18 protein-coding genes are annotated in these 20850 nt (G+C 48.1%); 2 read left to right on the plus strand and 16 right to left on the minus strand.

The window, feature by feature from the left end; all coding sequences use genetic code 11:
• Nucleotides 1-107 precede the first annotated feature (107 nt).
• The 3 genes from B3A20_RS13950 to B3A20_RS13960 all read right to left on the minus strand — a co-directional run bounded on the left by B3A20_RS13950 (nucleotide 108) and on the right by B3A20_RS13960 (nucleotide 1783).
• Entirely contained in the window at nucleotides 108-428 is a 321-nt protein-coding gene (locus tag B3A20_RS13950) for an AzlD domain-containing protein (protein WP_290766023.1), read from the minus strand.
• On the minus strand, nucleotides 425-1135 hold the full coding sequence (locus B3A20_RS13955) for an AzlC family ABC transporter permease (RefSeq protein WP_290766025.1): 711 nt from the start codon (nucleotides 1133-1135) through the stop codon (nucleotides 425-427). Before B3A20_RS13955 ends, B3A20_RS13950 begins: the two co-directional genes overlap by 4 nt.
• 210 nt (nucleotides 1136-1345) lie before the next feature.
• Nucleotides 1346-1783 carry a hypothetical protein gene (locus B3A20_RS13960; protein ID WP_290766027.1) on the minus strand — a complete coding sequence of 146 codons (438 nt, stop codon included), beginning with the start codon at nucleotides 1781-1783 and terminating at the stop codon, nucleotides 1346-1348.
• Nucleotides 1784-1885: 102 nt separating this feature from the next.
• Between B3A20_RS13960 and mltG the strand changes: the two genes are divergently transcribed.
• Nucleotides 1886-2899 carry an endolytic transglycosylase MltG gene (gene mltG, locus B3A20_RS13965; RefSeq protein WP_290766029.1) on the plus strand — a complete coding sequence of 338 codons (1014 nt, stop codon included), beginning with the start codon at nucleotides 1886-1888 and terminating at the stop codon, nucleotides 2897-2899.
• A 162-nt stretch (nucleotides 2900-3061) separates the two neighbouring features.
• Here the strand turns inward: mltG and B3A20_RS13970 are convergent, their stop codons facing one another.
• From B3A20_RS13970 to B3A20_RS14030, 13 genes are all read right to left on the minus strand, one after another.
• The gene (locus tag B3A20_RS13970; protein WP_290766032.1) at nucleotides 3062-5320 is read right to left on the minus strand and encodes a patatin-like phospholipase family protein; all 2259 of its coding nucleotides are present in this window, start codon (nucleotides 5318-5320) and stop codon (nucleotides 3062-3064) included.
• A complete protein-coding gene (locus B3A20_RS13975; RefSeq protein WP_290766034.1) occupies nucleotides 5292-6299 on the minus strand; it encodes an ATPase, T2SS/T4P/T4SS family in 1008 nt (335 codons plus the stop codon). Before B3A20_RS13975 ends, B3A20_RS13970 begins: the two co-directional genes overlap by 29 nt.
• A gap of 11 nt (nucleotides 6300-6310) precedes the next feature.
• Entirely contained in the window at nucleotides 6311-8002 is a 1692-nt protein-coding gene (locus B3A20_RS13980) for a type IV pilus twitching motility protein PilT (RefSeq protein WP_290766037.1), read from the minus strand.
• Nucleotides 7999-8802, minus strand: a complete 804-nt coding sequence (locus B3A20_RS13985; RefSeq protein WP_173465049.1) for an ABC transporter permease — start codon at nucleotides 8800-8802, stop codon at nucleotides 7999-8001. The genes B3A20_RS13980 and B3A20_RS13985 overlap by 4 nt, the downstream gene beginning before the upstream one ends.
• Nucleotides 8789-9712, minus strand: a complete 924-nt coding sequence (locus B3A20_RS13990) for an ABC transporter ATP-binding protein (protein WP_290766042.1) — start codon at nucleotides 9710-9712, stop codon at nucleotides 8789-8791. The genes B3A20_RS13985 and B3A20_RS13990 overlap by 14 nt, the downstream gene beginning before the upstream one ends.
• 8 nt (nucleotides 9713-9720) lie before the next feature.
• Complete coding sequence (locus B3A20_RS13995; protein ID WP_290766045.1) at nucleotides 9721-10047, minus strand: hypothetical protein; 327 nt, start codon at nucleotides 10045-10047, stop codon at nucleotides 9721-9723.
• 228 nt (nucleotides 10048-10275) lie between these two features.
• Complete coding sequence (locus tag B3A20_RS14000; protein ID WP_163442430.1) at nucleotides 10276-10800, minus strand: FISUMP domain-containing protein; 525 nt, start codon at nucleotides 10798-10800, stop codon at nucleotides 10276-10278.
• Nucleotides 10801-10981: 181 nt separating this feature from the next.
• The gene (locus B3A20_RS14005) at nucleotides 10982-11737 is read right to left on the minus strand and encodes a geranylgeranylglyceryl/heptaprenylglyceryl phosphate synthase (RefSeq protein WP_073423722.1); all 756 of its coding nucleotides are present in this window, start codon (nucleotides 11735-11737) and stop codon (nucleotides 10982-10984) included.
• Nucleotides 11738-11891: 154 nt separating this feature from the next.
• Complete coding sequence (locus B3A20_RS14010; RefSeq protein WP_290766052.1) at nucleotides 11892-13667, minus strand: FISUMP domain-containing protein; 1776 nt, start codon at nucleotides 13665-13667, stop codon at nucleotides 11892-11894.
• Nucleotides 13668-13675: 8 nt separating this feature from the next.
• Complete coding sequence (locus B3A20_RS14015) at nucleotides 13676-15667, minus strand: FISUMP domain-containing protein (protein WP_290766054.1); 1992 nt, start codon at nucleotides 15665-15667, stop codon at nucleotides 13676-13678.
• A gap of 9 nt (nucleotides 15668-15676) precedes the next feature.
• The gene (locus B3A20_RS14020) at nucleotides 15677-16507 is read right to left on the minus strand and encodes a TIGR02147 family protein (protein WP_088660776.1); all 831 of its coding nucleotides are present in this window, start codon (nucleotides 16505-16507) and stop codon (nucleotides 15677-15679) included.
• A gap of 312 nt (nucleotides 16508-16819) precedes the next feature.
• The gene (locus tag B3A20_RS14025; protein WP_290766060.1) at nucleotides 16820-18580 is read right to left on the minus strand and encodes an FISUMP domain-containing protein; all 1761 of its coding nucleotides are present in this window, start codon (nucleotides 18578-18580) and stop codon (nucleotides 16820-16822) included.
• A gap of 9 nt (nucleotides 18581-18589) precedes the next feature.
• On the minus strand, nucleotides 18590-19420 hold the full coding sequence (locus B3A20_RS14030; protein WP_290766063.1) for a TIGR02147 family protein: 831 nt from the start codon (nucleotides 19418-19420) through the stop codon (nucleotides 18590-18592).
• 201 nt (nucleotides 19421-19621) lie between these two features.
• Between B3A20_RS14030 and B3A20_RS14035 the strand changes: the two genes are divergently transcribed.
• Entirely contained in the window at nucleotides 19622-20695 is a 1074-nt protein-coding gene (locus B3A20_RS14035; RefSeq protein WP_290766066.1) for a GSCFA domain-containing protein, read from the plus strand.
• Nucleotides 20696-20850: the final 155 nt, after the last annotated feature.

Raw genomic sequence — 20850 nt, forward strand, 5'->3', positions numbered from 1 at the left:
CAAGGCCATTTACGTTGTCATTAATTTTACGTGAAAAAATCACAAGCAAGCATCATTTTCACGTAAAAAACGGCAAAATTTTAGAATTGGCCTTTCAAATCCAAATTCTACAAGAGCATGAGCCCATCGACACCAAGCACGGTAAGGCAAGAGACCGCAGCGACGGTCACAAGGCCTCCACCGAGGAGCGAAGCAACCACAGCGGCAAGGAGCGCGCAGGCGCCCGTGATTCGGCTATCCGTCGCAAAGAAAATCGCAGGCACAGTCATCGCACTGAGCACCGTGTACGGCACGTAAGCGAGGAACGAGCTCCAAAAAACGCTTTTGAGCTTCTTGCGCAGCAAAATGAACGGCACCGCACGCAAGAACAGCGTCACGCCTGCCATCACAAGCAAATAAACCAGGTAAGTCTGCATGTCGATATTCATTTGGCCACCTCGTCATCTTCATTGACATTTTCCATCGGGAAAAGCCACGCCGCAACAAAGGACGCCACAAGCGCGCAAATGATAATTGCAAAACCGACAGACACGCCGCTCAGCGGCGGGAAGAACTTGAACGCACAGCTAAGCGCCACAGCAATAACGACCGCAAAAACCGTCGGGCCATGCATCTTCATCTGCGGAACGACAATTGCCACAAACATGCCATAAAGCGCAACGCCAAGGGCGTTCGTCACCATCGCCGGGAGAATTTCACCGCAAATGGCACCGACCAGCGTTCCAAGCGACCAGCCAATGTAAGGGAGCGTCGAAAGCCCGAGGAAGTATATCGGTGTCACGCGCTTCTGCGACATGGCCACAGCAAAAATTTCGTCCGTGATACCCGTCGCGAGCAAAAGGCGCTTTACCGTACCAAAATCAGGAGATACCTTCTGCGACAGGGAAATCGCCATCAGCGAATAGCGGAGATTGATAAAGAACGTCGCAAGCGCCATCTCGATAAATGTGCCGGCGGCATCCGCCATGATCTGGAGACCCGCAAACTGGCCTGCCGAGGTCAAGTTCGTCATGGATATAAGCGTCACAAGCGGCCACGAAAATATCTTCGAACCAGCAATACCAAAAGAGAACGAAACGGCAAAATAGCCAAGCCCAATCGGGGAACCGTCTTTTAAGCCCTTCAAATAACTCATGGGTGCAAAGATAGCATTTTTAAGAGACTTTGGGGTGATTTATGCAAATATTTAAATACATGCAAATCTAGTAGGAAGTAGACAATAAGCGGTAGGATGTTAGAAATAGGAAGTAGGAAAAACTTAGAGTTTTTAAAGTTTGGGTAAAAAAAGCCCGCGGCGTTAACCACGGGTCAAACGTTCATGAATGTTTAGCAACCAGAACTAGGATTAGTTTTCGTTGTTGTGCATTTCAATCTGTTCACGGTCCATCGTGTGCTGCAAGTATTCCTTGAAGTCACGGTCGATGTTCACACCGTCGAAGTCGATATCGTCGTTTTCCAACACGAACACGGCGCTCGGGTTATCGAGCCAGCCCACAATGTCCACGTCTTCCAACTTCATGGACTTGTCGCCAGCCTTCTGGGCAACGTATTCAATCTTGGACTTCGGAACCCAGCCCTGACCGCAGGCGCCCTTCACGAGGACTTCGGTATCGCCTTCTTTCAAGACGGTCATTTCGTCGTTAAAGCTAGCCGTGCAGACTACGGAGCCACCATCTTTTTCTTTGGTGAGTTCCACGTCGCCAATCTTAGACTTGACCTTCTTGGCTGCAAAGGAAGAGGCAACCAACAAAGCGAAGGCGACAAACATAATTTTTTTCATCATTTTCATAGCGAATCCTCAAAACAAGGGAAATATTCAACAATGCTATACGAATATACTTTTTATTTTGCCAATCCGTTGCATTTTCTTTTAAATTTTTACGCAATGAAGAAGATTTTTTCAATTACCGCCATTATCCTCCTCTTAATCGCTGTTTTTGCGTTTTTCCACGTAAATCAACGATTGAGCGCCGTTTCACTCAACGAAAAAACTGTCATTTTGGAGATTCCGAAGGGCAGTTCCCCCACAAAAGTTTTACAAATTTTACACGAGAAAGGGGTCTGGACAGACGACCTGGCGTTCAATTTATGGTGCAAATTGAACAAACCAGCCCTCAAAGCCGGCTGGTACGAGGTTCCCGCCCACCAGACACTCGATGAGCTTGCCGAACTGTTCGAAAGCGGCAAAAATGCCGTCCGCAAGGTGACCATTCCTGAAGGTCGAGCCTCCTGGGAAATCCCCGCCTACCTCAAGAAAAGCTTCCCGGACCTCGACACGGCCCGTTGGAACAAACTAGTCCAGGACCCGAAGTTCGCCCACTCGCTCGGCATTGACGCGAATTCGCTTGAAGGCTATCTCTTGCCGGACACATACCCGTTCGCCATCAACTCCGACGAAGAATCCATACTGAAACAGATGGTCGCCGCCAACCTGAAAGTGCGCGACGAGATGAAACAGCGCAAAGGATCGATGTGGGAAACGCTTGGCAACTGGCACCGCGTGTTGACGCTTGCAAGCGTGGTCGAAGAAGAAACGGGTATTCCCGACGAGCGTCCGCTGATTGCAGGCGTGTTCCATAACAGACTCCGCATCGGCATGCCGCTCGGGGCAGACCCGACCGTGCGGTTCATCTTCAAGAACTTGACCGGACCGATCTACAAGAGCCAGCTGAACAGCAACAGTCCGTACAACACCCGCAAGTTCCCGGGACTTATGCCGGGACCAATTTCCAATCCAGGTCGCAAGGCTATCGAGGCAACGCTCTTCCCCGACAAGACCGAAGCGCTTTACTTTGTCGCCAAGGACGATGGATCGCATACGCATTTCTTTAGCACGAACCTCGCCGACCACAACAAGTACAAGGATATAGCCGCCAAGAACCGCGGCGAGAAAAAGTAGCGGCGGAGCCGCAGTGGTTGGTGGTTAGTGGTTAGTAGGCAGTAGGAAGTATTTAGTTTGGCGGTGAAGCCGCGAATAATTAAAACCAAACCCCTAATCCCTATTACCTAAACACCTCTCTAGTCCCTCGTCTATAGTCCGCTTTAGCGGACGTTCTTTCGTCTAAAAAAGATTGTAATCGCCGATACGGATAAAGTACCGGTAATTTTTAAATTCGTTCAGATCGCCAAAAGTTTCCGTATCGACAACGCGGTTTAGACCCGCGTAAACCGTAAACGAGCGGTACTTATAGCGGAGCGCCGGTTCAAACACAAACTTATTTGAATTCAGCCGTGCTGTAGACTTGTCCTCGAAATCATGGACGTACGCAAACGAGAGCCAGGCGCCAAAGCCATAGCGATGCACACCACCATTCATGCGTAACATAGCATAGCCATGCGTTGCAAGTTCCGGGTCAAGCCAGTCCCCAGACCATGGCGTTGCAGCGACATGCATACGGAAAACGTCTTCCATCGCAGCGTTGTCAAAATTTTTGGGGAATTTGAAATGGCCATCGCGGTAAGCATCAAAGCCCATTGCAGCACCAAACGAGAACGAAGTATTTTGCGTCGGAGAAAACGAGACACGGCCATCCAAAGCATAGATTCCGTGAATTGGGCCTCTCTGGTGATAACCGACACCAATCAAGTTCAAACCCAGAGTTGCATTTGCCGCAAAGCCCTTCGTCGCAAACCAGGAATCATCATCGCCATTCAACAGAGAATAGCGCACTGTCTGCGTTACAGGAGTCGTCTCATAATGGCTGCTCGTATTCACAATAAAATCATCAAAGAAGTCCACCTCGGGAATTGCGCTTGGAGCAAGTTCAAAATCGCGACTGCCAAACAGGAACTTGACCTCGACAGACTGCATGTCATCAATATTATACTTTGCGGACAAGAAAAGGTCACTCCGCTTTTCGTACTCTATGCGATTTTCTGGCGGGATGTTATCGTTCTCGAAGCCTTTCAAGAACCGAAGTTTCATCATATCATAACCAAAGCCAAATTTCCAGTGACGGCTAATCAAGTTTGAAAGTTCCAAACGCGGACGGAATCCGTAAGACGCCGTCCCGTAAAAACCGGCGAGCTTGAAAGTTATTTCCATCTGGTTCACATAATTGAACGCAACTTCACCATAAGCATTGGCACCATTCACATTAGAGCCAAAACCGCCAACAGCGACATCAACGGTCGGGTGCACCCCCACATCAATCAGGAGGCCACCATCGGATAGCATATTGAAGGAGACGGTATCGTAAGGTGCCTTGGCTGCTATGGCATAGGCAAACTTTTCTGGAGCGGCAAAACCCGTATCGCTTGGATTCCAGTAAGAAAGAACCGATGAATGATGCTCGGCAGAAAGGCTATCGAATACCGGGTGGAATTCAAACCACGGGTCGGACGCCTGTTTATCAGAGTATTCCCGGCGGCCATCCACTGTCGGAATAATTTCGCGCAAAGCATGTTCTACAGCCGAAAATCCGGCCTGAATCAAGGAATTGCGGGATGTATCTCGAATGGAATGAGCCCTTACTAAAATACCCTGATCTGCAATTTTAGAAAGTGCGTTTTTCTTGAGGGTCTTGACTTCCGGTTTACCAACAAGTTCATAACGGATAGGATCAGCTATAACAATTAACGACGCTTCTTGCGGATTTTTGGACTGCGGAAGGGCAAGATACGGACAAAGTTCTCCAGACTTTTCGTTTCCTGCAATCGGGAGCGATGCTACGATATCAGCATACGATGGATTTTCAATGACGCTATCGCAAGTTTGAAGTGCAAACGGAATGCGGAACGAGCCACGCTGGCGGTAAAGCGATTCCTCAAAGCGGAGCCGCGAAAGCGAGCGTTCAATAGAGGCTGTATCAGGGACAAGCGCATGCATACTGCGATAGACATTCCCTGCCGAATCCGCATAGAACGAGAACCTCTGGCGAAGCGACGGAAGCCCATCCACCGAAACAGGCAAACGGAAGGCATCGTGTTCCGTCTTTGCGTCAATTTCGTTGACTCCCAAATAGTCCGCGACGTGCGGATCCATCATCAAGCGCTGGATATCGTCAATCGAGACGCCGAGCGACCAAAGTGCACCCATCCAGGCACCCCACGAAGTCGCGACAATGGAATCCACGGGAATCTTGTATTCTTCCAAAGCGTACAAGGCGCCCAAATGGAACCACGGCGAACGCTCGCCACCACCGAGATAAAGCACAGACTTGGTCTTCTTGGCCTGTAGCGAATCAGGGACAAGCTGCATAGCGCTCAAAAGCGTTTCATCAGCGGAATGTGCCGCCTCTACAGGCGCCACGTAAACAGAGGCGATCGCCGCCGTCAAAAGGAGCTTTTTTTTAAGCCAGCCGAGCGGGGTTGGAAACATACCGACCTGCCTCTGCGGCTGTCACATAGTTAGAGCGAACCAGTTCCGCCAAGCAATCATCCATCAAAAGCATGCCTTCAGATGAAGAGGATGCCATCACGGACGTGAGCTTGAACTGTTCGCCGCTGCGAATGTGAGCAGCCACGTTTTGCGTGTTAAAAAGGATTTCCCAGGCAGAAACGGCGCCACCGCCTTCAGCTGCAGCGGGCAAGAGTCTCTGCACGACAACAGCCTTGAGAGATGCCGCAAGCATGGTACGGACAAGGTCACGGTTTTCAGGAGAAACACCAGAAAGGAGCGCATCGACAACGCCAACGGCGTTACCTGCCGTCACATTCATGACCACCAAGGCGCCCGATTCTGCGGCACGTAAAATGGAAATCAACGACGAGCCGTCAAAATCGCCAAGCCAAAAAAGATCTGTTCCGCTGCGAAGTCCCTGTTCCAGTTTTTCGGAGGTCGAGCCGACCGTATTCACAAGCTTTAGGCTTTCGCCGGTCTTCACGGGTACTTCATGGCCTTCATCCAAATCGCAGAACCGCAAAATGCCAGAACTGCACAAGGCTGAAACGTACGATGTTGCCGTTATCGTTTTTCCGGAGCAGGCAGGCCCTGCAAAAATCACGAGGCCAGAACTGAGACCGAGCAAGTTATCGAGTGCGGCTGGCGCGCCAAGAGCTGTAAATTCCGGGCATTCAGGCATGAGCGGGCGGAAAATTGCGGCATTGCCGTGCGCTTCGCGGAAGTACTTCACACGCCACCTGGAGTTCACCCAAGGGCCACCGACAAACGTTCCCGACTCGCCATCAAGCGCGCCCAAAAATTCAAGCAGAGAACCAAACGGGAGTGCAGAAGATTCAGGGACCGCACACACGCGGCCTGCAAAGCGGACTGCCGAAGGTGCGCCCTCGGTCACAATCAATTCGCTCGCCCCGATATTCAAGGCGTATTCCAAAAGAGATTCAATTTCTGATGCCATGACGAACCTCGCTAAACCTTGCGGTAAGACGCAAAACGGCGGCTGTCGTTTGCACGTTTCCAGGCTTCGCTGCCTTCGATGTAACCGGATTCTACGCACATCTGCAAAGAATCGTCAAGCGTTATGCCTTGGTCTTTTTGGTTGCTAATCGCAGAGAGGATCTGCGACACATCGCACTTGCGGATCATGCCCGCAATCGTCGATGTGACCTTCATCGCTTCAGTCGCCAGCACAAGACCCTGGTTTTGCACTGTAGGAATCAAGTGCTGCACGATGACGCCCTTGAGCTGATCGGCAAGCGAGCACGCAAAGGCGCTGCGGTTCTCGCTCGGCACGGACATGAGGAGGCGCGAAAGAAGCGCGTTGATGTTGTTACCGCTCGCGACTGCAAACACGAGAGCACCCGCGTTCGAAGCCTGCATGAGCAGGGAAAGTTCTTCCATCGTTTCGAGATGGTCAAAGAGAATCACGTCAGCGCCGGTGCGGATGGCGAGTTCGATGCCAGCGGCACCGGAGCGCACATGCAAGCCTACTTCGCGCTGGGCGATGGAGCCGTTCGGATTCTGGAGCAAGCGTTCAATCGGCTTTTCGACCGTCTGGATGAACACCTGGCGATTCGCGGCGATGCATTCGGCAAAGGCGGTCATCGTCGTGGAGCGGCCGCTCGACGACGGGCCCGCAATGAGCACAAGCCCGCTATTGAGCGTTGCAAACTGCATGCTGAATTCGGGCAAGTAAAGATTCTCGAGCGCCACCGATTCCATCGGAATGATGCGAATAGAAATGCTCGGCGTGACGTCGTTCCACGTCACAGAAATGCGTGCGCGGCCAACACCGGGGAGTGCAAAAGTCTTACTGAAATTGCGGCCGACCACAATCTTGTAGCCGTCAGCAAAACCTTCGGCCGCTTCGGTCAGGCGGTCCATCAAATGCGTTTTTTCGAGCACCTTTTCGGACGCGATAAAGAGCGTGCCGGACTGGCGCATAGTAATCTGGCGGTCGGCGTAGAGGTAAACGTCTGTGACGTTAAACTTGCGGGCGTAAGCGATGTTTTTTGCAAGCGGTGTAATCGGATGCAAGACATCAGGAGCTTCAACGGCTTCGCCTTCGCCGGTAGCAACGGCGAACTGCGACGGAAGTTCTTCGGTCGCAGTTTCTTCGGCGGGCGTTTCGTTTTCAACCGGAACTTGCACGCTCGCCATGCTCGTCGTTTCGAGGCCTTCGACCTTCTCGATGACGACCGTCGAAGAAGAGGCTTCACCGTAAAGGCTGCTGTTGCCTTCAATCTTTATAGTAGGTTCTTCCGCGAGCTTGGGAGCTGGCGCGGCAGAAACTGCTGGAGCGGGCTGCACAGGAGGCGCAGAATGCGTCGGAGACGAAGGTTGCGCTGGCGCAGATGCGGAATGCGCGGGAGCTGCGGGATGAGCCGAAGCCGAAGACGGCACCGGCGTTGATGCGGAATGCGCGGGAGCGGCAGCAGACGGAGACGCTGCGGGCTTTTCAGCGGGCTTTGCGTTTTTCGCTTCGAGGTTCTTCACAAACGCGAGAACCTTATCGTACATGGACTGTTTCAAGATTCCCGCACGAACAAGAACCTGACCGATATCCATCGAGTCGGAGATTTCGCCCCAGTGGGCCTTGACCTGATCCTCGGACACAACCTTGTTGTGCACAAGGACTTTTGCCATGTACTGATTTCTCATAGGAAATCCCTCCGGCTAAACCACCAACTTGCGATGGCCAAGAACACACCGATATAACCGAGTGCATACACACTGTTCCAGAACACGTACATGTCCGGGAGTGCAACACCATGCACCACATAATTCGTCACGTTAAAGCGATAAAGTCCAGGGAACACAGCGTGGATTACGACAGCCGCCTTTTCAAGAATTGCAGAAGAGGCGCCTTGCAGTTCGCCCATGCGGCTTGCAAACTTGACCTGTTCCAAGAGCTGGTCGCTCAAGTGGCCGGCAAAATAAACGCCAAGCGTAAAGAGCGCCGAGAGCACCGTGCTACTGAAGCTGCTGAACAGGAGCGCCACTGCAATGACAACCGCCATCTCGCAAAAGATGAGGTAAATAGCCGTCAGGAGGCTCACCGTCGGGCTGGAATTTGTAATCCACAGAATCGCATAGTAGATTCCCGTGAGGAGCACGAGATGCACCGCGACAACCGCCAAAAGTCCAAAGTACTTGCCCACGATAAACGCGGCACGGCTAATGGGCTTTGACAAAAGCGTGAGCACCGTACGGCGCTGGATTTCCTTTTGCACAAGGCTAATGCCCACGAAGATGGAAATCAAAAGGCCCGAAAGGCTCATCACCGAAAGTGTCGTGGACTTGATGACGTAAGCGCGGTCAAACACCGACCACTCGCCAAGCACAATGCTAAAAAGCGTAAGTGCAATCGCCAAAAAGCCAATGTTATAAAGAATCTTATCGCGAATGGATTCGCGGAACGTATTGAGGGCAATAATGCCGATATGCTTAAGCGTCTGCACGGGCAATTTCCTCCGTCAAAATATCTTCGAGACTCGGACGCTTGTGGTCCATCTTTTCTACGGCAATCCCGTTCGAGAGGCAGAAGCCGAGCAAACGGTCGCGGGCGACATCGTCGGCGCAGATGTATTCTTGCGGGTGACCCGTTGCAGAAACACCGCGAGGCAAGTCCGCTTCCAAAATAGCCTGGCGCGTCCGCACATGATATTCCACACCACAGGATTCCGTGATTTCATCGACAGTCCCTTCACGCACGATTTTGCCATCGACAATCATCGCCACGCGGTGGCTGATGCTTTCCACGTCACTCAGCAAATGGCTCGAATAGAAAATCGTCACGCCATCGCGATTGAGCTGCTGGATAGCCTCGCGCACGTCGCGGCGACCCATCGGGTCCAGGCCGCTCATCGGTTCGTCAAGGATCAAAAGCTTCGGCTTGCCAAGAATCGCCTGGGCAATCCCCACGCGCTGCATCATGCCCTTGGAATACGAACGCAAGCGGCGGTCGATCCAGTCCTTGTTTGCGTGCAAAAGTTCAAGCGCCCAGCCAATGCGGAATTCGAGTTCCGCGCCCTTGAGGCCCACGAGCTTTCCGTAAAAGCGCAAAAGTTCACGACCCGAGAGATAATCGTAAAAATACGGCTGTTCCGGAGAATAACCAATGTACTGGCGACTCTTCACATCGCGCGGGCTGATGCCATTTACAAGCACCTTGCCCGAATCAAAATTCAAAAGTCCCGTCAGAACCTTGATCGTGGTGGACTTGCCCGCCCCGTTAGGTCCAATAAATCCATACACCTTGCCTGCTTCGACATTGAAGCTCACATCCTTGAGCGCAAGCTTCGGCTTCATGGTAAAGCCACTGCGATACGTCTTGTGCAGGTGCTCAATTTCAATCATCAAATCACTCATACACGCAATCACTTGTTAGAATTTTCTTCGGTTGCAGCACTGTTTTCAGCACTGCTAGAATCATCGCCTTCGTCAGAATCGCCGAGGCCTGCCGTCTTGTAGGATTCCTCGATTTCACGACGGCGACGGTCCGCCTTTTCCTTTTTGTTGATGAAAAAGTAAATGACGGCACCGACCAAATACACGACAATGCCCGAATAGAAAATCGGGTTGATAGACTTGCCCTCGAGACCGGGGAAAACGTTCAAGATAATTTCGTGGCCAAAAAGCGAAAGCAGCACCAAGATAAAACCGAGCGCCCTCAGCACATGAGTGACAATCACAATTTTTTGCATCGTAAACCTCTAAACGAAGCCGTACGACCCGCACGGCATTCACATTTTGAATATATGTATTTATAGATAAAAAAGGCGAGCTAAATCACGAATATCGTGCGAATTTAAGCGAAATACACGCAAAAAAGGCCTTGCGGCGGGATGCCACAGGGCCTTCTTGTTATGATTCAGCTAAGAGGATTGATTAGGGAGGTGCCTGCTCGGGGGCAGGCATGACAAATTTTAGCGCTATTTTACTTTCACGCAGCGGACGGAGGCAGCGATGGTCTTGTTGTAATGTTCGTACGTTACTTTATCCTGTACGCGGACCATCACAGCGCGGGATTCGTCGAATGCATCAGCAGTCCAGAAGCTTGCACTCACGTTTTCGTCGGCAAACTTGCCATCGTAATAGCGGAAGCCATCCTTGCCGATGTTGAGCGCCTTGAGGTCAGCCTTTTCAAAGTCTGCCTGTTTCGGGAGTTCCCAGCCTGTGGGGCATGCGTCATTGGCGGATTTCCAATCGTAGAGGCGGCCATACTTTTTGCAGTTGTCGAGGTTATTGCCGTAGCAGTAACTGGAATCAAAATTCAGAAGGTTGGCGTTTTCAGCCATCCACACGCGGCCACCCGTTTCAACGGTGGAATAGGTCTGGCCTTGGCATTTGAGCGTCTTGGCGGATTCATCGTAATGGCAGTTTTCAACTTTTTCGCATGCAGTAAATGCAATGGCGGTGACAAAAAGAGCCAATACGGCAACGAACTTGAACTTCATATGTTCAATCTCCTTAAGATTGTTTTTTTTGAATTTTTCAAGAGCTCTTTTTTTCGGCTCCAAATTTAGATGGAATTAGCCCTCTTGACTAATACTTTCTTTCAATAAGATTCATAATTAAAAATTATGAATTAGTTTTTTTCTATAAGGAGATTCCCGCTCGGTGGCGGGAATGACAATGCTAGCCTTTCACGTGAATTGCAGAGGCGAATTCTTTCAAGAGTGCAGGGTCGTTGACCTTTTCCCAGAGGGTGCCTGTCACAATGATCTGGGCGCCGGCGGCAACGCGGACGGCTGCAGTCTGCGGGTCCTTGATGCCACCACCGGTGATGATGGTCATTTCGGTTGCTTTACGGGTATAGGCGATGTGTTCGACCGGCACGGGTTCTTCGGCGCCACTTCCGGCTTCGAGGTAAACGTAACGCATGCCCATGAGTTCTGCGGCGATGGAATTCACCATGCTGAGCTTCGGCTTGTTTGCAGGCACAGGCATCGTATTGCTGATGTACTCGACCGTCGTGCGCTTGCCACTGTTGATGAGCTGGTAGGCCGTCGGGATAGCTTCCATGTTGAGCGCACGCACAAGAGCGCCACCGCGCACCTGTTCGTCAATGAGGTAGTTCGGATTGCGACCACTCACGAGCGTCATGAAAAGCATGGCATCAAAGCCTGGAACCACCTGAGAAGCGCCACCCGGGAAAAGAATCACCGGCAAGTCGACTGCGGCCTTAAGGGCTGCGACCTGTTTCGGGAGCGTAAAATTGCCGAGGTAAGAACCGCCAACCAAGAGCAAGTCCGCACCGTTTTCTGCAGCCATCGTGCCAGCCTTGACAAAGGCGGCTTCGTCCGAAGTATCCGGATCCAAGAGCACAGCAAAAAGTGCACCGCGCTTTTCGATATCAGCATTCAAACGGAGTTCAGTCTTACCAGGTTTCATAACAATTCCTTTTCACACATAATGCGCTAGATAGAGTAAAGATACAATATTTCCACAAGGAGATTCCCGCTCGGAGGCGGGAATGACAAGAAAAAAGAAGGCGGGCCGAAGCCCGTCTCCTGTCCCTCATTTCCTCCTACTCACACACGAGGGATCAATTTTTCATGCAGCGGACAAAAGATATCATAACGCCAATGCCACTCAAAGCATCATGATGAGCCACCTGATAAGCCCAAGACCACATCCAAACAGTAAACTCAGAAAGAGATTCAGGGAGTGTCGCAAAATAAATATTGCTTTTCCCTAAAAAATCAATTGGCTCGTCTACTTGACCTATAGATTTCAGCGCTAAGCCCGAAGGATCCCAAAACGGAGAATCTCCCAAATACACGCTACCCAGATGTGTCCACAGAGTATTCCATTCTTCAGCTGATGGGATATGCCATCCGTCTGGGCAAATTCCTTGGACATGACCGTTAGCAGTCTCAACAGAATCAGCCCATGCCGTAATTTTTTGTTCATTCACAGAAGTGTAGTAACAGGTTTCCCGAATCTGATTAGAATCAATAACCACCGGACCTTCGCCATGCCAACGCCGATATTTGACATAGTCCGCCACACACGTATCAAAAGCATTTTCCACTAAAAAAGTTGTATCTAACGCCAACGCATCAATAACCCTGTACAACCCGCCATAAACGCCACAGCCCGATGATTCTGCAGAGCGAACACCTTCCATATTACGGACACTCACATTGGGATTTTCCGGATTAACATCAATACACAATTCCTTATGCACATTATCGCCATAGTCCAGGTTTTCCGCCATCACGGTCAGTGTCGAATCACCAATGTTATATGTAACCGTCTTGTACGTTTTTCCATCACGATTATCTGTCATCGTCCCCGTGGTAAAATCCACTTTTTTAAATCCGTTTATTAATATTTTCCACTGGGTTCCATCACATTGAATACCATAATAACCATCATGAATTTCGTAACTGACACCTTCTTTTTCTGCAGTACATTTACCAAAGCCTTTCAATGCCGACAAGAAATTTAGCGCAAGAACCATATGATTGTACGAATAACGGTAATAATCCGCCCAGCCAATGGCTTCGTAATATTCATAAGGAAGTTCCAAGCCATAACCGCTAGTACTTATCTCTTCAGAAGCCCAATTAACAAGAGCATCCATAGACCTGCTATCAATATTTCTAAATACCCCACTTTGGCCAAAAGCTACCGTCACCGAATCTACCAAAATATACGGGAAAAACCACCCTGCAAAATTCAAGTACTCTTGGGTTCGTTCATCGTCTTTTTTATCGAAATCCGGCGATTCATCATACAAGCCAAAGGCATCTAAAACTTCACGCTTTGCTTGAGCTTGGGCATCATCGAAATACATTCCAGACTGCACCAAATGACGCAAACGGAAACTTTCAAGATAAGTGAGCATATTGACTCTCACGCTATTTGTTTTCCGTACATCAACTATCAACCTAGGATTTATTTTCAAATACGAATCTTCCACCGGCTCCACTTCAATCATCACATACGGGCTTTTTAGCGATACGCTGTCAAAACTAAAGTTTCCATTCGTATCGAGGACAAACCGCCTCCAAATGGTTCCCGTAGTATCAAGCGTAACCGAATCCAGCTCATACATCCTCACTTTGGATGCCAATTCGTAACTATGAAATTCGTATTTCTGGCCATTGTCCATTCGCGTTAAACTAACTGCACGGCCTTCTACATGGGCACAGTTCAAGTTTACAACCATGGTCGTTTGGGCGGAACCGCCTTCAGATTCTATTTGAGGTGAGGCAATCGGCGCTACAGCATTAGTATCGTCATTAGAACAAGCTAAAAGCATAAGCGATAATGTGATGCAACCACAAAATATTTTCTTATTCCAGCTAAACATACTTCCCCCTAATCCTTAATGCAGCGAACAAATAAATTTTCATAATAAGAATCAAACGAAACCACATCATAACTAAATGTATACGCAGTATTCATCCGCGGTATTGATTTGACGCGGCCCGCATAAGACAAATGCCTATCATTACTCGTTGAAATCATGATATACTCAGCTCTCTTTTTTTCAATTTTCAGAGAACGATTACCGCCCCATTCCATTGCAACCGTATTGTACAAATTAAAACCAAACGGATCTCCTATAGAAGGCGCAGCAAGCAAGAATGCAGCCTCGGCAGCAGAACGCCATCTTTGGTCAACGTATACAAAGATCGTTTCCCAGTCATCCAACGTGGGAATTCTCCAGCCATCCGGACACACGCCCTGAGTCACGGCGAGACTATCCAAGTTCACCTTATTAATGTCAATAAACTTATACATATCGCTCATATACTGTTCGCAACGTTCCAAGATTTCGGCATCATATACAACTCGTAAAGAATCGTAATTAACAGGAATGCCACCTCCATAGTATTCACATTTTTCAATGTCATATTCATCTGGTTCTTCTAATTCCGCAATACATTTCGCGATATACGCAGAATCATACGGTATCGGAGTTGTCGAATAACGCGGAGACAAAGAATCAATACATTCCTGTATAGATTCAAATTCATTGCTTAGAACAGATTCATCAAGCCCCACGGCATCTAGCCAATTGTATTGACGGCCATAGATTGCGCAATTTTGTTCATTACCGTCGAGGCAACTTGTCTTTACACCGCTATAATTAAGGTTCTCGGCCATCCAAGTTTGCGATTTATCGCCAAAGTCTATAGTTACAGTTTTGTAGACCTTGCCATCGCGAGCATCTGTCATCGTTCCAAAAGTATGAGGAACCTGTTCATAAGCAACATGCCAACTTCCTGAACGGCAGGCTATATTGAATTTTGCATTTGACGACACATAAACCCCTTCAGTAACATCTACGACAGTGCCTTCCAATTCAGAAGTACATTGTCCAGATCCAAGCACTACAGACATCATCCCCGCAAGGTATTTTTCATAAAGCAGCATTGCTTGGTATTCCCTTGCCACTTGTGGCCCCATGTTATCATAGACACCCTGCGGAATACTCAGTTTAAACTTCAAATCGTTAACGGCTCTCATCACTCCGTTTTTCACGGTATTTTTTTCTCTCATGAAAGAACCCGTCTGTTCAAACGATTTCGAAATAGAGGCCTCCACCTTAGAGTCTCCATTAGCATATGGATCAACCATGACTTTAACAAATACCGACTGCATCGCGTAATAATCAAGTCCCGAAACATCCAAACTGTCGAAAGTAATTCCATAAAGACCAAAAGCTTCTAGAATTTCTCGTTTCGCCTGTGCCATCGCATCCGCAAAATCATTTCCAATCAACATCAGGACTCGTGCACGATAGGCTATTAAATCAGAGAAAACGTCAACAGTAACAGGCGTTGTATCCCGGACATCAATAAAGGCATTTAAGCTAAGCGCATCGCCACTTCCATCGCCTCCGCATCCATAAAAATCACAATCAACGCTCACGGTTAACGATTTCTGTGCAACAGCCGTAATCCAGACATACGGAGACTTTAGCGTCACGCCCTGGATGTTGAACAAGCCGCCATCATTATCAATCGTATCGGCATAAGACACGCCCGTTTTTTCAAGCGAATCCCCATCAAGTTCATAAAGAGTCACAATGGAGCCCTTCGGCATTCCACCAATAGACAGTCCCACTTCTGGTTTTGAAGTATCCAAAGGCTCCTGCCGCACACTTGCCAAAGCAAGGCCCTTCACCGTAATATTTTCAAGTGAAGCCGTTTCTTCCGTAGAACCACCCTCATGCGCCAACGGAGAATGATTAACTTCTTCGGAACAGCCTACATACATCATAAGAAGAGCAAACGCCATAACCAAACAGAACGCAGCTCCAATAAAATCTCGCAACAGCGAATTTTGTCTTGAATGTTTCATGATATCCTCCTAACCCTTTTTAACACTCTTTTTTGTCAACGGGAAAAACTGAACGTTTAGTCGGTAGACCTCGTCCGTTTCGTCATCGCGCGTGGCAATCGCAATGATGCGCTTGCGGAATGCAGCGATTTCCTCAACAATTTCATCGTAAGCAGATTGCGTGATACCGAGCGTGAGGCCAGAAAAATGGCGTTGATCTTGCGGCACACCTTCAATAGTTTCAAGTGCGAACTCGCCCATCTGGCGATGCATTCCGCGAACAGCCACAGGAGTCACATCCATAGGTCCTGTCGTTACGGATTTTTCAGTTTGGACATAATTGCCGTTTTCGTCTTTTTGCAACAAGTTCGCCTTGATCAAGAAACTCAGCGATTCAGAGACTTCGGCGGCAGTGATTTCCGGGCGGCAGGCTTTGGCAAGCGCAAGCGGTTTTGCGCCAGGCATGGCAGGGGCTAGTTCACGGAGTACCGGATTTTTCCAGCTATCAAAATAACGGAAGGAATCTCCCTCAAGGACTCTTACTTTATGGATGTCAGCGATAGCGAGCATTTTGTTGAAAATGGACTTTTTCTCTTCGTCCGTTTTCGCATGGTCGAACCTGACCATTTCGCAAAAGTAATCCAGTTCGTAATTTGCAAGGCCCATCGCAGATGCCACTTGACCTGCAGTTTCTTCGCTCAAGTTAGAGCGGCCTTCACTCACGTATTTTAGGAACACCGGCGACGAAAACCCTGCCGCCCGCGTAAAAGTTTGCCAAGTAAACGCGGATTTTGCCTTTTTCTCGGCGTAATAATCCGCGATGTACTGGTGATAGTTCGTGTACTCTAGTACATCCTTCATCGTATCCTCCCAACAAAACAACCTCTTGATCCGAAGACCCGTGTCGTTTCTAATTTGAAATATAACCTACAAAATCTAAAAAGTCAATAGTTTTATGATAAATAATTTGTGATTTTAGAAAAATTTAAGCATTATTATCAATTTTTATAAAAATCAAGCAATTTTAAGAATATAAACAAAATAACCACCATTTCTACAAAACGAGATGCCGATCCCGCCACAAGGCCGGGATGACAGAGCATAAAAAGAAGGCGGGGCGAACCCCGTCTTCCCTTTCCTCCTAACAAATATTTTTTACTCGCTTAAAAAGGTTTAGTTTTTGATGCAGCGGACATTCACTTCATCAAAAGGAGGTATATCACGTGCGCCTTCACTATATTGATATTTAGTCGGCATTCTAAATCCAAAGCCAGATCCGCTACCAAATCCACCAAAGAAAGCAACTTTAGATAAATGCAGATCCGTCACTGCAAAATGATTATAAAAATCTCCCATCCTTCCAGTCACATATATGCGGCCATTATCATCCATAGCAAGCCCACTTGAACTTTTCAAACCAAAACCTGTTGCAGTTTCATCATAAAGGACAGGCACTGCTTTAACATAATCGACCCCATACAGACTTCCCAAATTCTGCAACAAGGTTTTCCAGTCATTCGTAGTCGGTATACGCCAACCATCTGGACAAATTCCTTGATGCATATTCAAAGTTGACTGAAGCTCAGCATTGGCATAATCATAATCCCAAAGTTCTTCGGAGCTTGTTCTTCCCGCATAACAGGCATCATAATCAAACTCGTTTGTCGAATCCAAGAGGCCCGCAAATGCTTTTCGACATTCCAAGTTCAAATAAACCGTATCCCCTCGCAAACTAACCCAATATATATTCAAATCTTCCATCGAAACATCCATTGCATTCCACCACAAATATCGACCGTATATTCTGCAAAGGCTTGCATTACTACGTGTTTGACATAAAGCGTGAGCGGAATCTGAATAAATAAGGTCTTCCGCCATCCAAGTCTGCGTGACACCGCCCCAATTATACGTCACCGTCTTATAAGACTTGCCATCTCGATTATCCACCAACGAACCTTTTGTATATTCCACCGTTTTAAAGCCCATAGTCCACCTTCCAGAGCGACACACAACACTAACCGAATTCTCGCTATTAAGAATTCCAATTTCACCTACATCATTTTCGCGAGCTTCGGTACACTGCCCTAATCCATCAATCTTAGCCAAGAAGCCAATTCTATAATCTATCATTTTCTTTAAATTCAGAAGATAACGTTCCAATTGAACGTTCCCCATGAATTCTTTGGGCGAAGCATAATGGTAAGCAGCATCAAACCAATCAAGTCCCTTGCGAGCATCTTTTTCCGTGTATTGAATTAGCTTATTTACATAAGACAATTCAGAATTTTCATCAAACATTTTTTCAAACGAGCCTAAGTCTTCGTATATTCCAAAGTCTTCAAGAATTTTGCGTTCAGCCATTTGATTCGCTTCAGCAAAGGTCTTTCCTTCGGCTACATATTCTCGCAAAAGTGGAACTTTGGCGGTCGTCAACGAATTCACACTTATTTTTTCTTTTTTTCGCAAATCCACAATAGCACGAAGCTCTTTAGACGGGATCGTGTACGCAAGGCATTCAACACCCAAAGTTATCTGCGGAAGCAACAATCCACTTACATACTTGCACGTATCAAGGGAAGGCACAATTTCTTCAATCAACACATAAGGGCTATTCAAATCAAGGCTATCAAACGCAAAATGTCCTTCATCGTCAATAATCGAATCCACAACAGAACGACCCGTCGTATCGAAAGTCAAGGAATCAAGTTCATAAACAATGATAGAACTCCCCTTAGGTGCAAGCATTGAATTTCCACGCGACGAAGAATCGACCATACTCAATTTCGGAAATACATCACCCATTTGCCCCATTAAGGCATAGACACCTGTTTCCTCTTCGGCACCGCCCATTATACCAAGCGGTTTATTTTCGTCGGAACAGGCCACCAAAAGGAGCGCCATCAGCGCAGCCAAAGTAATTTTTGAATAATTCATGGTTTCCTCCTAGTCTTTATTAGCACTCTTTTTGGTCATCGGGAAGAACTGCACATTCAGACGGTAGACCTCATCTGTTGCAGTTTCACTTGTCGCAATCGCAATGATGTCTTTGCGAAATTCGGCAATTCTCTGCACGATTTTTTCGTACGCTTCGCGAGTGATTCCAAGCGTAAGGCCCGAGAAATGACGTTCGTCCTGCGGGACGTTTTCAATGGCGTCGAGCGCGAACTCGCCCATTTGGCGGTGCAATCCGCGAACGGCAAGCGGAGTAAATTCCATCGGGCCAGTGGTCACGACTTTATCGGTTTGAGCGTAGTTCCCATCTTTATCTTTTTGGAGCAAATTCGCCTTGACCAGGAAACTCAGCGATTCAGAGACTTCGGCAGCGGAAACTTCGGGGCGGCAGGCATGCGCCATCGCCAAAGGCTTTGCGCCAGGCATGGCCGGGGCAAGTTCACGGAGCACCGGATTTTTCCAGTCCTCAAAAAAGCGGAAGGATTCGCCATCGACAATTTTTGCCTTGCGGGATTCCGCGAGCGAGACCATTTTGCTGAATGCCGCGCGTTTTTCGTCATCGTTCTTTGCGTGGTCAAACTTGACCATTTCTACAAAGAACTCGCGTTCGTAATCGGCGAGACACATCGCCTGCGCGGTGCGAACCGCAGCTTCGGCGCTCAAGTTAAAGCGGCCCTCGCTCACGTATTTAAGGTAGACCGGCGAAGAGAAACCCGCCGTTTTAGCAAACTCCTGCCAAGAAAACGCAGTCTTCGCCTTTCGATCGGCGTAGTAATCTGCGATATACTGGCGGTAGTCCGTATATTCAAGTATATCTTTCATTTTTCCTCCTAACAAACAATCTCTTTGTCGGATCATTTGTTGTTAATCTAAATATAGCTCATAAATTTCCAAAAATCAATAGTTTTACAATATATTTTATTGATTTTTACAATAATTTTGAAGATTTTAAGTACGATTACAAAAATCACAGAATTTTACAATATAAAGAATATTATAGAAATAACCTACTATATTTACTTCATGGACTTTTTCACGAAAATCAATATTCCGGCTGCCGGTTGGCAGATTGACTACAATTCTAGGCTCGCATTTTTCGGATCGTGCTTTGCAGACAATATTTCGGCGCAGTTTGCATCGCGGAAATTCAACGTTTTGGCAAATCCGTTCGGAACGGTTTACAACCCGCTCTCAGCGGCAATGCAGATTAAAGCCATTGCGAACGGGAAAATTTTTGGAGAAGCGGACGTTTTTCAGGATACACGATTAGGCGTTTCGGAAAACGGCAATGAGATTCGCGGCCCCTGGCACTGCTGGAACGCACACGGTTCACTTTCGGCAGCAACTCGTGAAGAATGTATTGCAAAATTGAACGCAGCCACACAAGAAGCTCGAGAGTTTTTGCAGAAAGCCGACGTCGTGTTTATCACGCTCGGAACTGCGTTTGTGTACTTTTTGAGAGGAAACGGGGTTGCCGTTTCGAATTGTCATCGGCAAAATCCAAACATGTTCATCCGGAAAATGATTTCCGTGGATCATGCAGCTGAAGCGTTGAAAAGCATTGTGCACGATTTGCTGAAAATAAAAAATGACTGGATTGCTTCGTCCTCGGTTCGCAATGATGAAACGGGCAAGGACCGCAAGTTTCACATCGTCTTTACAGTTTCGCCACTACGGCATTTGAGCGATGGCGCACACGAAAATACGCTTTCAAAAGCGACATTGCAGTTAGCGATCAATAAAGTAATTCAAGAGATTGCTTCGCCTTCGGCTCGCAATGACGTGGGAGCCGAGACCATCAGTTATTTCCCGAGTTACGAGATTGTGATGGACGAACTGCGCGACTACCGCTTTTACGATGATGACATGATTCATTTGTCTAAGACGGCAGAAGGTTACATTTTCGAGCGAATGGCAGAAACGTATTGCAGCGAAAAAACGCGCGAAGATATCCGCAAGGTGGAAAAGTTCATGAAAATGGCGAACCACAGAATTCAAGACGAGAGTTTAACAGCCACCGCGGAATTTTTGAAAAAGCAACACACCGAAGCGGGAAAGCTCGAAAGTCAAATTGCGGGACTTGAGTTAAACGTGTAGAAGGAGATTCCCCGTCGGAGCGGGGAATGACGATTCAGACAATTCATGGGTCATATCGATCCCGGAACGGAGTCCGGGATGATAATGTAATACGAAAAGAAGGCGGGCCGCAGCCCGTCTTCCCTTTCCTCCTAACAGTATTTCCGTTAAGTTTT

This window comes from Fibrobacter sp. UBA4297, assembly GCF_002394865.1.
GTDB lineage: Bacteria > Fibrobacterota > Fibrobacteria > Fibrobacterales > Fibrobacteraceae > Fibrobacter.

Bases quoted from the DNA above. Each gene is read 5' to 3' on its own strand.
- B3A20_RS14010 (WP_290766052.1), bottom strand. From the start codon at position 13,667: ATGTTTAGCTGGAATAAGAAAATATTTTGTGGTTGCATCACATTATCG.
- mltG (WP_290766029.1), top strand. From the start codon at position 1,886: ATGAAGAAGATTTTTTCAATTACCGCCATTATCCTCCTCTTAATCGCT.
- B3A20_RS14000 (WP_163442430.1), bottom strand. From the start codon at position 10,800: ATGAAGTTCAAGTTCGTTGCCGTATTGGCTCTTTTTGTCACCGCCATT.
- B3A20_RS13995 (WP_290766045.1), bottom strand. From the start codon at position 10,047: ATGCAAAAAATTGTGATTGTCACTCATGTGCTGAGGGCGCTCGGTTTT.
- B3A20_RS13980 (WP_290766037.1), bottom strand. From the start codon at position 8,002: ATGAGAAATCAGTACATGGCAAAAGTCCTTGTGCACAACAAGGTTGTG.
- B3A20_RS14035 (WP_290766066.1), top strand. From the start codon at position 19,622: ATGGACTTTTTCACGAAAATCAATATTCCGGCTGCCGGTTGGCAGATT.
- B3A20_RS13955 (WP_290766025.1), bottom strand. From the start codon at position 1,135: ATGAGTTATTTGAAGGGCTTAAAAGACGGTTCCCCGATTGGGCTTGGC.
- B3A20_RS14020 (WP_088660776.1), bottom strand. From the start codon at position 16,507: ATGAAGGATGTACTAGAGTACACGAACTATCACCAGTACATCGCGGAT.
- B3A20_RS13950 (WP_290766023.1), bottom strand. From the start codon at position 428: ATGAATATCGACATGCAGACTTACCTGGTTTATTTGCTTGTGATGGCA.
- B3A20_RS14005 (WP_073423722.1), bottom strand. From the start codon at position 11,737: ATGAAACCTGGTAAGACTGAACTCCGTTTGAATGCTGATATCGAAAAG.
- B3A20_RS13975 (WP_290766034.1), bottom strand. From the start codon at position 6,299: ATGGCATCAGAAATTGAATCTCTTTTGGAATACGCCTTGAATATCGGG.
- B3A20_RS13960 (WP_290766027.1), bottom strand. From the start codon at position 1,783: ATGATGAAAAAAATTATGTTTGTCGCCTTCGCTTTGTTGGTTGCCTCT.
- B3A20_RS13970 (WP_290766032.1), bottom strand. From the start codon at position 5,320: ATGTTTCCAACCCCGCTCGGCTGGCTTAAAAAAAAGCTCCTTTTGACG.
- B3A20_RS13990 (WP_290766042.1), bottom strand. From the start codon at position 9,712: ATGAGTGATTTGATGATTGAAATTGAGCACCTGCACAAGACGTATCGC.
- B3A20_RS14015 (WP_290766054.1), bottom strand. From the start codon at position 15,667: ATGAAACATTCAAGACAAAATTCGCTGTTGCGAGATTTTATTGGAGCT.
- B3A20_RS14025 (WP_290766060.1), bottom strand. From the start codon at position 18,580: ATGAATTATTCAAAAATTACTTTGGCTGCGCTGATGGCGCTCCTTTTG.
- B3A20_RS14030 (WP_290766063.1), bottom strand. From the start codon at position 19,420: ATGAAAGATATACTTGAATATACGGACTACCGCCAGTATATCGCAGAT.